The 13,203-nt window shown below is 71.9% G+C and carries 12 protein-coding genes; 7 read left to right on the plus strand and 5 right to left on the minus strand.

The features are described from left to right. Positions 1 to 44 precede the first annotated feature (44 nt). Together ACNNMR_RS37800 and ACNNMR_RS37805 are read right to left on the minus strand one after the other, a co-directional pair. On the minus strand, positions 45 to 899 hold the full coding sequence (locus tag ACNNMR_RS37800; RefSeq protein ID WP_419999234.1) for a thioesterase family protein: 855 nt from the start codon (positions 897 to 899) through the stop codon (positions 45 to 47). After that, positions 896 to 1,498 carry a TetR/AcrR family transcriptional regulator gene (locus ACNNMR_RS37805; RefSeq protein WP_419999235.1) on the minus strand — a complete coding sequence of 201 codons (603 nt, stop codon included), beginning with the start codon at positions 1,496 to 1,498 and terminating at the stop codon, positions 896 to 898. The genes ACNNMR_RS37800 and ACNNMR_RS37805 overlap by 4 nt, the downstream gene beginning before the upstream one ends. A gap of 86 nt (positions 1,499 to 1,584) precedes the next feature. Between ACNNMR_RS37805 and ACNNMR_RS37810 the strand changes: the two genes are divergently transcribed. Further along, a complete protein-coding gene (locus ACNNMR_RS37810; RefSeq protein WP_419999236.1) occupies positions 1,585 to 3,141 on the plus strand; it encodes a hypothetical protein in 1,557 nt (518 codons plus the stop codon). A gap of 3 nt (positions 3,142 to 3,144) precedes the next feature. Continuing rightward, on the plus strand, positions 3,145 to 3,666 hold the full coding sequence (locus ACNNMR_RS37815) for a 2'-5' RNA ligase family protein (RefSeq protein WP_419999237.1): 522 nt from the start codon (positions 3,145 to 3,147) through the stop codon (positions 3,664 to 3,666). Here ACNNMR_RS37815 and ACNNMR_RS37820 read toward each other — a convergent pair. Further along, positions 3,653 to 5,338: a ribonuclease J gene (locus ACNNMR_RS37820; protein ID WP_419999238.1), complete on the minus strand. Its 1,686-nt coding sequence runs from the start codon at positions 5,336 to 5,338 to the stop codon at positions 3,653 to 3,655. The two genes, ACNNMR_RS37815 and ACNNMR_RS37820, sit on opposite strands and share 14 nt — an antisense overlap. Positions 5,339 to 5,397: 59 nt before the next feature. Here ACNNMR_RS37820 and ACNNMR_RS37825 point away from each other — a divergent pair, with 59 nt between their 5' ends. Beyond that, the gene (locus ACNNMR_RS37825) at positions 5,398 to 6,042 is read left to right on the plus strand and encodes a nucleotidyltransferase domain-containing protein (protein WP_419999239.1); all 645 of its coding nucleotides are present in this window, start codon (positions 5,398 to 5,400) and stop codon (positions 6,040 to 6,042) included. Between the two features lie 6 nt (positions 6,043 to 6,048). Here ACNNMR_RS37825 and ACNNMR_RS37830 read toward each other — a convergent pair whose 3' ends face one another. Further along, on the minus strand, positions 6,049 to 6,558 hold the full coding sequence (locus ACNNMR_RS37830) for an AAA family ATPase (protein WP_419999240.1): 510 nt from the start codon (positions 6,556 to 6,558) through the stop codon (positions 6,049 to 6,051). An 81-nt stretch (positions 6,559 to 6,639) separates the two neighbouring features. Between ACNNMR_RS37830 and ACNNMR_RS37835 the strand changes: the two genes are divergently transcribed. From ACNNMR_RS37835 to ACNNMR_RS37845, 3 genes are all read left to right on the plus strand, one after another. Then, positions 6,640 to 7,413, plus strand: coding sequence for a cyclase family protein (locus tag ACNNMR_RS37835; protein ID WP_419999241.1), 774 nt, complete (start codon positions 6,640 to 6,642; stop codon positions 7,411 to 7,413). After that, complete coding sequence (locus ACNNMR_RS37840; RefSeq protein ID WP_419999242.1) at positions 7,410 to 9,059, plus strand: thiamine pyrophosphate-binding protein; 1,650 nt, start codon at positions 7,410 to 7,412, stop codon at positions 9,057 to 9,059. Before ACNNMR_RS37835 ends, ACNNMR_RS37840 begins: the two co-directional genes overlap by 4 nt. Before the next feature lie 115 nt (positions 9,060 to 9,174). Then, positions 9,175 to 10,866, plus strand: coding sequence for a DEAD/DEAH box helicase (locus ACNNMR_RS37845; RefSeq protein WP_419999243.1), 1,692 nt, complete (start codon positions 9,175 to 9,177; stop codon positions 10,864 to 10,866). Between the two features lie 52 nt (positions 10,867 to 10,918). Here ACNNMR_RS37845 and fdhD read toward each other — a convergent pair whose 3' ends face one another. Beyond that, positions 10,919 to 11,770: a formate dehydrogenase accessory sulfurtransferase FdhD gene (fdhD, locus tag ACNNMR_RS37850; protein ID WP_419999244.1), complete on the minus strand. Its 852-nt coding sequence runs from the start codon at positions 11,768 to 11,770 to the stop codon at positions 10,919 to 10,921. A 170-nt stretch (positions 11,771 to 11,940) separates the two neighbouring features. On the opposite strand from fdhD, the gene ACNNMR_RS37855 reads away from it, so the two are divergent. After that, positions 11,941 to 13,122 carry an ROK family protein gene (locus ACNNMR_RS37855; RefSeq protein ID WP_419999245.1) on the plus strand — a complete coding sequence of 394 codons (1,182 nt, stop codon included), beginning with the start codon at positions 11,941 to 11,943 and terminating at the stop codon, positions 13,120 to 13,122. Positions 13,123 to 13,203: the final 81 nt, after the last annotated feature.

The following is a 13,203-nucleotide window of genomic DNA, read 5'->3' on the forward strand; positions in this document are numbered from 1 at the left end:
CGGCGGGTGATCCCGGTCTCCCGCCGCCGGCCGGGGCGCGCCGCTCAGGCGGTCCGCACCCGCGCCAGCTGCCGCGACTGCGCGACGAGGCGGTCCTTCGAGTCCCAGATCTCGGCGTCCTCCTCCAGGTAGCCGTCGGCGAAGTTACGGGTCGAGTGCACGACCCGCAGCCAGCCCGGCGCCGGGTGCGCCCGCACGTGCGCGGTCAGCTCCAGCGTGGGCGCCCAGCCGATGATGCCCAGGTCGAAGGTGACCGGCGGCAGGGCGTCGGCGACGAGCAGGAGCAGCAGCGGGTCCGGCTCGCGCCCCTCCGGGAGCCGGAACCAGCCACGGATCTCGCCGCGGTGCGACGGCGAGCCGACCGCCCAGCCGACCGTGTCGGGGTCGAGGCGTACGTCAATGCGCTTGAGGAGCGGCGCGGCGTGGGTGAACTCCTTCGGCGCCTGGTCGGACGTCACGCACTGGTCGGGCGGCGGCAGTTGCGGCGGCTTGGCGCTGGTGCGGACGTCGCCGTTGTCGTGCCCGTTGAGATCGCCGAAGGTGGCGAGCGCGCGGAGCCGCTCGACCGGTTTGCCGTCCTCGCCGGGCTGGGTGAGCGTGGCCTGGCCGGTGGAGACCGTACGACCGCGGCGCAGCGTCTCGGTCCGTACGGTGCCGGGCCCCGCGACGGACGTCGTCTGGTAGTACGCGCTGATCGAGAACGGGTCGCGGTGCGCGTCCTCCCCCTGCCCGAGCTCGGCCTGCAGCGCGCGGGCGACCACGGACAGCAGCAGCCCGCCGTTGATCCCCATGCCGATCTGGAAGCTGCCGGGCAGGTCGGTGTCGTACGCCCCGGGCTCACCGACTCGCGGGGTGACGGCGGTCTCGCGGTCGAAGTCGTGGGTGCTTTCCGTGGTCAACGTGTGGGTCCTTCCGTGCCGGTGAGATCGAAGGCCTGGCAGAGCCCGTCGAGGGCGTCCTCGACGGTCGGGGCCTTCGTGGCCAGGGGCAGCGCGCCCCACGACCAGAGCTGGGCGAGGCCGTGCATGGCGGACCACATGGCGCCGGTGAGCAGCCGGGTGTCGGCGGCCGCGCGCCAGCCGGCCGCCTGGTGGTCCTGCACCAGGGTCATCAGCCGCTCAAAGCCGCCGAGGCTCACCTTGCCGAGCTCGGCGTCCTCGTCGTCGAGCAGGTCGCGCCGGAACATCAGCGCGAACATCTGCGGCCTGGCGACGGCATATTCGACGTAGGCCCGGGTCCCGGCCCGCAGCCTTCGTGCGGTCGAGGCATCGGGCGGCAGCGCGTCGAGCGCCTGCTCGGCCCACGCCGAGAGCTCGGTGAAGCCGCGTAGCGCCACGGCGGAGAGGAGCGCGGCGCGGTGCGGGAAGTGCTTCAGCGGGGCGCCGTGTGAGACGCCGGTGCGGCGGGCGATGGCGCGCAGGGTGAGGGCGTCGACGCCCTCGCTCTCGAGGAGTTCGAGGGCGGCTTGGAGGAGCCGGGTGCGCGTATCGGTGGCCATGGTGGACAGTGTCTACCAGGCAGGTGGACACTGTCTACCCCGGGCTGTGCATGGACTCTTGCAGCCCACCTCCGTACCTTCCGCGCATGCTGCCCACCCGGCGCTACGCCTGCACCTTCTCGATGCTGGCCCTGCTCGCGGCGATGCTGGTCGTCCGGGATATCCCGGGCCGCGCCGACCCGATCCCGCAGGATCTGGGGCGCTTCGCGGTGCCCGGTTACGTGGGCACGCCGGCGCCGTCGCGCCCGCTGACCGGGGCTTCGCAGCCCCAGCACCCGTACCTGGCCGCCAACGGCCGCAGCGGCATGCACGCCGACGGGGCGAGCAGCGACACGCACCCGTACGCGGGCCCGCTAGGCCGCAACCCCACGGTGACCAGCGAATCGATGGCGGTGGTAGGCGGCGAGTGCGCGACTCTCACCTTCGACAGGGGCGGCCGGATCGTGGCGGTGTGCGGCACCTTCTCCGGCTTCCTGGTGAAGCTCCTGCACCCGCGCACCCTGAAGACCCTGGCCGAACACCAGCTGCCGCAGCGGCCGTCGAGCGTGGACGCGATCACATCGATGGACCTTTCCAAGATTTTCAAGGACACGTCGGGGGGTGCGTATGCCTACCTGGACAATCGGGACCGCTTGGTCTTGGCCGACTCGCGGCAGCATCTGCTGCGGATCGCGCACTCGCGGGATGCGGGGAGTGAGTGGCGCTTCACGGTGGAGGACGACTGGGACCTGGGCCGTTACGTACCGCACGACTGCAAGAGCTGGGGGAACCTGTCCCCGGACGGGGACTGCGATCCGGTGACGTCGGTGATGCCGGACTGGGAGGGACGGATCTGGTGGGTGACGAGGGAGGGCCGGATCGGGACGGTGGACCCGGCGAAGGGGTCGGTGAAATCGATCCGCCTCCAGGGCGAGGAGATCCAGAACTCCTTCTCCGCCGGCCCCGACGGCATGTCGATCGTCTCCGACCACGCCCTATACCGCTTCGACACGAAGGCGGACGGCACCCCGCGGGTGCTGTGGCGCCGCGCGTACGACCGAGGCACCGGCTCAAAGCCGGGCTCGGTAAACCAGGGCTCAGGCACTACCCCAACCCTCCTCGGCGACTACGTCGCCATCACCGACAACGCGGACACCCGAATGAACGTCCTGGTCTACCGCCGCAAGTCCGGCGACCTGATCTGCAAGATCCCGGTCTTCGGCGCCGGCGCCTCCACCACCGACAACTCCCTCATCGGCTGGAACCACAGCCTGATAGCGGAAAACAACTACGGCTACGAGAACGTCACCTCGCTGACGAGCGGCCGCTCGGTGGTCGGCGGCGCCACCCGCATCGACATCCGCAGAGACGGAAGCGGCTGCAATGTGGTGTGGAAGAGCCAGGAACGCTCCCCATCAACGGTCGCCAAACTCTCCACCGGCAACGGCCTCGTATACCTCTACACAAAGCGCCCCAGCCGCCTGGGCATCGACGCCTGGTACCTCACGGCAATCGACTTCCGTACGGGCAAAACCCACTGGCGCCGCCTCACCGGCACAGGCCTGCTGTACGACAACAACTGGGCGCCTGTGACCATTGGCCCGGACGGAACGGCGTACGTCGGCGTCTTCAACGGGCTGGTGGCGGTGCGTGACCGGGAGTGATGCGTGAGCGGTGGCTGGGGGATGGTGCCGGGGGATACGGCGCTGACGATCCATGTACCGGAGGCTGATCATCTCGTACGGGGCGATGTCCCCGCGCATGTGACCGTGCTCTTCCCGTTCCTGCATGCTGACCGCCTGGGCGAGGCGACGGAGCGCGAGCTCGGGGTGCTGATCGGTGGGCACGACGCCTTCGCCCTCACCTTCGCCGAGTTCCGCCGCTATCCCGGTGTGCTCTACCTCGACCCGTGGCCCGCCGATCCCGTGCGGGCGCTGACCAAGGACGTCACCCACCGCTGGCCGGAGTGCGTGCCGTATCGCGGGATATTCGGGCCCGAGGGGCTGAATCCGCACCTCACCGTCGCCAACAGCGAAGGGCCGGAGACCGCCGATGCCGCCTACGACGCCCTTGAAGCGGAGCTTGCGCCGATGCTGCCCCTCACCGCCCACGTCCGCGAGGTGCTCATGATCGTCTGGGACGGGGAGCGGTGGGTGGACCGGCGGGGCTACCCGCTCAGGCGTCGATGATCACCGGGATGATCAGCGGCTTGCGGCGGTGCGTGCGGAAGGCCCAGTTGGCCACCGCGCGGGCGATGAGCTGCTCCAGCTGGTGGGCGTCGCCTACGCCCTCCTCCGCAGCCCTCGCCAGGGTCTTTTCGATTACCGGGATTACTGGCTCGAAGGTCTTCTCGTCATGTACGAAGCCGCGTGCCAAGAAGTCCGGCGGCTCCGCCAGGGCGCCTGTGTCGGCGTCGACCAGGGCGACCACCGTGACGACGCCCTCCTCGGCCAAGGTGAGGCGGTCCTTCAGGGACGCCTCCGTGGCGCCGCCCACCGTCATCCCGTCCACGTAGACATTGCCCGCCGGGACCTTGCCGGTGATCGATGCGCGGCCGTCGACCAGGTCGACCACCACGCCGTCCTCCGCGATCACTACCCGGTCGCGCTCCACGCCCGTGCGTACGGCCAAGTCGGCGTTGGCCTGGAGGTGGCGCCACTCGCCGTGGACGGGCATGACGTTCGAGGGGCGGACGATGTTGTAGCAGTAGACGAGCTCGCCGGCCGATGCGTGGCCGGAGACGTGGACCTTGGCGTTGCCCTTGTGGACGACGTTGGCGCCCCAGCGGGTCAGGCCGTTGATCACGCGGTAGATGGCGTTCTCGTTGCCGGGGATCAGGGAGCTGGCCAGCAGCACCGTGTCGCCCTTGCCGATGCGGATCATGTGGTCGCGGTTCGCCATCCGGGACAGCGCGGCCATCGGCTCGCCCTGCGAGCCGGTGCAGACCAGCGTGACCTTCGACGCCGGCAGCTTCTCCAGTTCCTTCATCGGCACCACCAGGCCCTGCGGGACCTTCAGATAGCCCAGCTCGCGGGCGATGCCCATGTTGCGGACCATCGACCGGCCGACGAAGGCGACCTTCCTGCCGTATGCGTGCGCGGCGTCCAGGACCTGCTGGATGCGGTGTACGTGGCTGGCGAAGCTGGAGACGATGACGCGGCGCGGGGCGGTGCGCATCACCGTGTCGATCGCCGGGGTCAGCTCCTGCTCCGAGGTGGTGAAGCCGGGCACCTCGGCATTGGTGGAGTCGGTCAGGAAGAGGTCGACGCCCTCCTCGCCGAGCCGGCCGAAGGCCCGCAGGTCGGTGATCCGCTCGTCCAGCGGGAACTGGTCCATCTTGAAGTCGCCGGTGTGCAGCACCAGACCGGCACCCGTGCGGATCGCCACCGCGAGGCTGTCCGGGATGGAGTGGTTGACCGCTACGAATTCCAGGTCGAAGGGGCCGAAGTCGCGCCGGTCGTCCTCGCTCACCCGCACCGTACGCGGCTTGATCCCGTGCTCCTTGAGCTTCGCCTCCAGGAAGGCGAGGGTCAGCCGCGAGCCGACCACCGGAATGTCGGCGCGCTCGCGCAGCAGATACGGCACGCCGCCGATGTGGTCCTCGTGGCCGTGGGTGAGCACCACCGCCACGACGTCGTCCAGCCGGTCCCGGATCGAGGTGAAGTCCGGCAGGATCACATCCACACCAGGCTGGGTCTCCTCGGGGAAGAGCACGCCGCAGTCGACGATCAGCAGCTTGCCGGCGTACTCGAAGACCGTCATATTGCGGCCGATCTCACCGAGCCCGCCCAGTGCGACGATGCGCAGCCCGCCTTCACGCAGCGGCGGGGCGGCTTTCAGCTCAGGGTGCGGATGACTCATACCTCGACGCTACCCGAGAGATCGCCACGGCTTGCTCACCCCGCCGGTACGTTGTCCCGATGACCGCACCCCTGCCGCCCGGCGGCACCGAGCTCGACGCCGCCGAAATCGACGCGCGCTGGGCCGGCGCCTGGCGGCCCGAGCAGGTCGCGGAGCGGCTGGCGGGGGTCGGCGCGCCCTGGTGCGTCGCGGCGGGGTGGGCGCTGGATCTCTTCCGCGGGGAGCAGTCGCGGCCGCATGGTGATCTTGAGATTGCGGTGCCCGCGGCTCGGTTCGGCGAGATCCGGGAGCGATTCCCCGAGTACGCGTGGGACGCGGTCGGGTCGGGGCGCGTCTGGCCGGAGGCGAGCGCCGAGGTGCTGGCGGCCACGCATCAGACCTGGGTGCGGGATCCGGCCAGCGGACAGTTCCTCTTCGATGTCTTCCGCGAGCCGCAGGCGGGTGGTGGCGGGATGTGGGTCTGCCGGCGCGATGAGCGGCTGCGGCTGCCGTACGACGCGGTCATCGAGCGGACGGCGGACGGGGTGCCCTATCTCGTACCGGAGCTGGTGCTGCTCTTCAAGGCGAAGCAGCCGCGGGCCAAGGACCAGGCGGATTTCGACGGGGTGCTGCCCCTGCTGGGGCGGGCGCGGCGGGAGGCGCTGCGGGGGTGGCTGGCGCTCGTACATCCCGGGCATCCGTGGCTGGCGGAGCTGGGGACCTGAGCGGCTTCAGCAGCGGCTGAGGACCGCGTCCGCCGTCTCCTCCGCCGTCAGCGCGGTCGAGTCCAGGGCGTTCTCCTCGTACGCGCCGAGGTCCTCGAAGCCGTCATAGACCTGCCCCAGGATCTCCCGATCCGTGAGCGGATGCTCGGCGCGCGACGTCCCCCGCACCAGCGCCGTCTCCCGGTCCGGCCGGAGCACCACATACGTCAGGCCCACCCCCGCCGCCTTCGCCGCCTCCTCATACGGCTCGATGAACCACGGCCCGATCACCCCGTCCACCACCGTGTGATAGCCACCCGCCGCATATCCCGCGGCCGCCCGCGCGATCACCCCGGTCACGGTCTCGTTCTGCGCCTGCGCCTCCGGCAGGTACGGGGCCACCGCCCCCTGCTTGATCGCCGCGTAAAAGTCGTCCGTATGCAGATGCACGCCGGGGGACAGGCGGCTCTCGGCCAGGATGCGTGCGACGGTCGTCTTCCCTGAGCCCGAGGGGCCGCTCACCACGATGATCCGCATGGCTTCCAGCCTAGGTGTCTCCCACACCAGGTGTTACGTTCTGCACGGCACCCCGACCCCGCCCGCTCACGGGAGGCAGTCATGTCCGTGCTCGCTACGCTCACCGCGGCGTTGGCCGACGGTTCGGTCGAGGTGGTCGACCTCACCGCGCCGCTGTCGGAGACGACGCCCGTGCTGCAGCTTCCGCCGCCCTTCGCCAATACGCGGCACTTCGCGCTGCATGAGCTGAGCCGTTACGACGAGCGCGGGCCCGCCTGGTACTGGAACGACATCACCACCGGCGAGCACACCGGCACCCACGTCGACGCGCCCATCCACTGGGCGACCGGTCGCGACGGCGAAGACGTCGCCGCCATCCCGCCCCGGCGGCTCGTCGGCCCGGCCGCCGTGCTCGACGCCTCCGCCGAGGCCGCCGCCGACCCCGACTTCCTGCTCCAGGTCGACCACATACAGGCGTGGACCAAGACCCACGGCCCCCTCCCGCCCGGCGGGTGGCTGCTCTACCGCACCGGCTGGGACACCCGGTCCGCCAGCGAGGACGACTTCCTCAACGCCGACGACACCGGCCCCCACACCCCGGGCATCGCGGGAGACTGCGCCCGGTGGCTCGCCGAGGAGACCGACCTCGCCGGGGTCGGCGTCGAGACCGTCGGCACGGACGCGGGCGCCGCGCACGGCTTCGACCCGCCGTTCCCCTGCCATTCGCATCTGATGGGAGCCGGGAAGTACGGGCTCACCCAGCTGCAGAACCTTGCGCTGCTCCCCGCGCAGGGCGCGGTCATCGTGGTCGCGCCGCTCCCGATCGTCGGCGGCTCGGGCAGCCCCGCCCGGGTCCTGGCCCTGATCGAGCGGTGAACGTCGCCGAGGCGGCCGGCGCCGCCCTCGCCGCGCTGGGCGTACGACGCGTCTTCGGCGTCGTCGGCAGCGGCAACTTCCGCCTCGTCAACGCCCTCGTCGCGGGCGGCGCCGAGTTCACCGCCACCCGCCATGAGGCCGGGGCGGCGGTGATGGCAGACGCGTACGCACGGGTCTCCGGTCAGGTGGGCGTGGTGTCCGTACACCAGGGGCCCGGCCTCACCAACGCGCTGACCGGGATCACGGAGGCGGCCAAGAGCCGCACGCCGCTGCTGGTCCTGGCGGCGGAGACCGCGGCCGCGGCCGTACGGTCCAACTTCCGCATCGATCAGCCGGCCCTGGCCACCGCGGTCGGCGCCATCCCCGAGCGCATCCATAGCGCGGACAGCGCCGCGGCCGACCTGGCGCGCGCCTGGCACACGGCCGCGGAGCAGCGGCGGACGGTCGTACTCAACCTGCCGCTCGACGTGCAGGCCGCCGAGGTGGCGGGGCCGCTGCGGCTGCCCGCCCCGGCGGTGACGTCCAGCCCGGCGCCAGCGGCGGATGCGGTGAAGGTGCTGGCGGATGAGCTGGCGATGGCCCGGCGGCCGGTCTTCATCGCCGGGCGCGGCGCCATGTTGTGCGGTGCGGGCGCCGCGCTCCGCTGGCTGGCGGAGAGTACGGGTGCCCTGCTCGCCACCTCGGCCGTTTCCCGTGGGCTCTTCCGCGGCGACCCGTACGACCTGGACGTCAGTGGCGGCTTCGCCACCCCGCTCGTGGCCGAACTGATCGGCGGCGCCGACCTGATCATCGGCTGGGGCTGCGGCCTCAACATGTGGACCCTGCGGCACGGCACCCTCGTCGGCCCGGACGCCGTCCTGGCCCAGGTGGACGACGATCCCGCGGCGCTGGGCGCCCACCGCTCCGTCGACATCGCCGTCACCGGCGACGCCGCCGTCACCGCGGACGTCGTCGCGGCCGAACTCGACCGCCGCGGCCACACGGTGACCGGCTATCGCACCCCGGAGATCGCTCAAAGGCTTACCCGCGAGGGCCGCTGGCGTGACGTCCCGTACAAGGATCTCTCGACCGACGGGCAGATCGATCCGCGGACGCTGTCCGTACGCCTCGACGATCTGCTGCCCGCCGAGCGCCAAGTGGCCGTGGACTCCGGCAACTTCATGGGCTACCCGGCGATGTATCTCAGCGTGCCGGACGCCGGCGCCCTCGTCTTCACCCAGGCCTTCCAGTCCATCGGCCTCGGCCTGGCCACCGCGACCGGCGCGGCGCTCGCCCGCCCCGACCGGCTGACGGTTGCGGCGCTCGGCGACGGCGGCGCGCTGATGGGCATCGCGGAGCTGGAGACGGTCGCGCGGCTGGGCCTCGGCATGCTGATCGTGGTCTACGACGACGAGGCGTACGGCGCCGAGGTCCACCATTTCGGCCCGGGCGGGCACGCGCTCGACACCGTCCGCTTCCCGCCCACGGACCTCGCCGCGATCGCTCGCGGCTTCGGCTGTACGGCCACGACCGTGCGCGGGCCCGATGATCTGCGGCCCGTACGGGACTGGCTGGCCGGCCCTCGTGACCGGCCGCTGCTGCTGGACGCGAAGGTGACCGCGGACGAGCCGGCGTGGTGGCTGGAAGAGGCCTTCCGCGGCCACTGATGCGCCGGACGATCGGCTGATCATGCTAGGTTCGACAGCTTCCCGTGTGGACTGCGGATGCCGGCAGCCGAGCCGCGATCTAGCCTGGGTTCACCAAGGGCTCAGGAAGGCACGTATGACCAGCTCAGCCCGCCGCGCAGGCACACCTCGCCGGCGCACCGGGGGCGTCGGCGCGAAAGCGGGCGCCGGGAAGCCGGCGGCCAGGAAGGCGCCGGCCAAGAAGACGCCCGGCGGAAAGCCGGCCGCCCGCGGCGGCGACTTCGCGGTGCCGGAGTCCACGACTCCCGGGCTGCCCGCGGTCGAGGCGTTCGCGGATATGGAGCTTCCCGCCGCCCTCCTCAAGACCCTCGCAGAGCAGGGCGTCACCGAGCCCTTCCCCATCCAGGCCGCGACCCTGCCCAACGCCCTCGCCGGACGCGATGTCCTCGGCCGGGGGCGTACGGGATCCGGAAAGACCCTCGCCTTCGGCCTCGCGCTGCTCGCCCGCACCGCGGGCCGGCGGGCCCAGCCGCGGGCGCCGCTGGCGCTGGTGCTGGTGCCGACGCGCGAGCTCGCCCAGCAGGTGACCGATGCGCTGACGCCGTACGCGACCGCCGTGCACCTGCGGCTGACCACCGTCGTCGGCGGCCTGTCCATCACCCGGCAGGCGAGCGCGCTGCGGCGCGGCGCGGAGGTGCTGGTCGCGACGCCCGGGCGGCTGGCGGACCTCATCGAGCGCGGCGACTGCGAGCTGGGGGACGTGGCCGTAACCGTCCTGGACGAGGCCGACCAGATGGCCGACATGGGCTTTCTGCCGCAGGTGACGAGGCTGCTGAAGCAGGTGAAGCCGGGCGGGCAGCGGCTGCTCTTCTCGGCCACGCTGGACCGGAATATCGACCGGCTCGTCAAGCAGTTCCTCACCGACCCGGTCACGCACTCGGTCGATCCGTCGGCGGGCGCGGTCACCACCATGGACCACCACGTCCTGTACGTGGCCGACGTGACCGAGAAGCGGGCCGTCGCCACGCGGATCGCCGCCCGTGACGGGCGCGTCATCCTGTTCCTGCACACCAAGCGGGCCGTCGACCGGCTCGCCAAGCGGCTGCTGGCCAGCGGCGTACGGGCGGCTCCGCTGCACGGCGGGCGGTCGCAGCCGCAGCGGGACCGGACCCTTGCCGCCTTCAAGACCGGCGATATTACGGCGCTGGTGGCGACCAACGTCGCCGCGCGCGGCATCCACGTCGACGACCTCGGCCTCGTACTCAACGTCGATCCGCCGAAGGACCACAAGGACTATCTGCACCGCGGCGGGCGCACCGCGCGGGCCGGGGAGTCCGGGAGCGTGGTGACGCTGGTGCTGCCGGAGGAGAAGCGGGATGTCAGCCGCCTGATGTCGGACGCGGGCATCAGCCCGAAGACGACGCGGATCAAGTCGACGGACGCGGAGCTGGCGGAGATCACGGGTGCGCGGGAGCCCTCGGGCGTCCCCGTCGTGGTGACGCCTCCGCCGCAGCCGGCCGCCCGGCCGAAGGCCAAGTCCGCCGGAAGCGGGCGGGCGAGGAGGCCGGCGGCGAAGGCGAAGGCGACGCCTGCCGCGAAGGCGAAGGCGACGCCCGCCGCGAAGGCAGGTGCGGCGACCTCGGCCAAGCCCAAGTCCCGCACCAGGACCAAGTCCGCGGGCGGCGCCCCCAAGACCGGCGCCCCCAAGACGGGCGGCCAGTCGCAGTCCGCCGCCCGGAAGAAGCCGGCGGGCCAGTCCAGGACCCAGCCCGCGCGCAAGCGGCAGGCCCCGGCGGCCGGCCGGAAGCCCGGGCGCGGATCGCGCTAGGACCTGAGCGAGCTCGGCGAAGCCGGTCTGGGGGCGGAGCCCCCGGATGCTCTCAGCGACGAGCCGCGGCGAAGCCGCCCAGCGTCAGCCGCTCCTCGCCCGCGTACACATTCATCGACGTCCCGCGCAGAAAGCCGACCAGCGTCATCCCGGTCTCGGCCGCCAGATCGACCGCCAGCGACGACGGCGCCGAGACCGCGGCCAGGACCGGGATGCCCGCCATCGCCGCCTTCTGCGCCAGCTCGAAGGACGCCCGGCCCGACACCATCAGCACCGCGTCCGCCAGCGGCAGCCGCCCGTCCTGCAGGGCCCGGCCGACCAGCTTGTCCACCGCGTTGTGGCGGCCGACGTCCTCGCGTACGTCCAGCAGCTCGCCGTCCGCGGTGAAGAGGCCGGCCGCGTGCAGCCCGCCCGTACGGTCGAAGACCCGCTGGGCGGCGCGCAGCCGGTCCGGGAGCGCCGACAGGGTCGCGGGCGTCAGCTCGATCTTGCCAGTCAGCGGCCAGCGCGCCTGCGTGCGTACGGCGTCGAGGCTGGCCTTGCCGCACAGGCCGCACGATGACGTCGTATAGACGTTCCGTTCGAGCGTGATGTCCGGCACCGGGACGCCGGGGGCCAGCTGCACGTCCACCACGTTGTACGTATTGCCGGTGCCGTCGTCGGCGGTGGCGCCCGCGCAATAGACGATGCGCTGCAGCTCGTCCGCCCGGCCCAGCACCCCCTCGCTCACCAGGAAGCCCGCCGCCAGCGCGAAGTCGTCGCCCGGCGTGCGCATCGTGATCGCGAGCGGTCGCCCGTTGAGGCGGATCTCCAGCGGCTCCTCCGCCACCAGCGTGTCCGGCCGCGCGCTCACCGCCCCGTCCCGTATCCGCAGCACTCGCCGTCGCTCCGTCACCCGTCCCATGCCACCCAGGCTAAGGCCACCCGGGGACCCCCCTTTGTCCTGAGTCGGGGAAAAGTCCGCATCAGTTGCTGCGAAACTTCTTCCCCGTTCCGGCATCCGCTGCTAATTTCCCCTTGACCGAAGGAAGCAGCACGGCCGAAGTGACGGCGGGGAGGGACAGCGTGAGGCGCATGACGGCACGGCCCGCGAACGCGCACCAGGCGCGGCTGCTCCGCCTGCTGCGTGACGGTGGTCCCAGCTCGCGTGCGCAACTCGGCGACCTGGTGGAGCTCTCCCGCTCGAAGCTCGCGGTGGAGATCGACCGGCTGCTGGAGACCGGGCTCGTCGTCGCCGACGGGCTCGCCGCCTCCCGCGGCGGCCGCCGCTCGCACAACATCCGCCTCGCGCCCGGACTCCGCTTCCTGGGCGTCGACATCGGCGCGACCTCGGTCGACGTCGCCGTGACCAACGCCGAGCTGGAGATCCTCGGCCACCTGACCCACCCCATGGACGTACGGGAAGGTCCGGTCGCGATCTTCGAGCAGGCGCTGGCGATGGCGGCGAAGCTCCGCGCCTCCGGGGTGGCGGAGGGCTTCGACGGCGCCGGCATCGGCGTCCCGGGTCCCGTCCGCTTCCCCGAGGGCGTCCCAGTATCACCGCCGATCATGCCCGGCTGGGACGGCTTCCCGGTGCGCGAGGCGCTCAGCCAGGAGCTGGGCTGCCCGGTCATGGTCGACAACGACGTGAACCTGATGGCGCTGGGGGAGCAGCACGCGGGCGTCGCCCGCAGCGTGCGCGACTTCCTCTGCGTCAAGATCGGTACGGGCATCGGCTGCGGCATCGTGGTGGGCGGCGACGTCTATCGCGGTACGAACGGCTCCGCCGGCGACATCGGCCACATCCAGGTGGAGGTGGACGGGCGCCAGTGCGCCTGCGGCAACCGCGGCTGCCTGGAGGCGTACTTCGGCGGCGCGGCGCTCGCGCGGGACGCGGAGCACGCGGCCCGCGAGGGGCGGTCGCCGGAACTCGCCCAGCGTCTCGACGACCAGGGCGTGCTCGCCGCCTCCGACGTGGCCGCGGCGGCCGTCGCCGGGGACACCTGCGCCCTGGAGCTGATCCGCGAGGGCGGGACCCGTACCGGACAGGTGATCGCCGGTCTGGTCAGCTTCTTCAATCCTGGTCTGGTGGTGATTGGGGGCGGGGTGACCGGACTCGGTCACAACCTCCTCGCGTCCATCCGTACGCAGGTTTACCGCCAGTCGCTGCCGCTGGCGACCGGCAATCTGCCCATCGTGCTGGGTGAATTGGGGCCCACCGCCGGCGTCATCGGCGCGGCCCGGCTCACCAGCGATCACCTCTTCTCACCCGCGTAGTCAGCGAACAGCGCCACCGCACGAGCCGCACCACCGCGCACGCATAACACCAGGTAACGCCAATCCGCGATGCCCCCTTGC

It is taken from the genome of Streptomyces boninensis (genome assembly GCF_048572725.1).
Classification (GTDB): Bacteria; Actinomycetota; Actinomycetes; order Streptomycetales; family Streptomycetaceae; genus Streptomyces; species Streptomyces boninensis.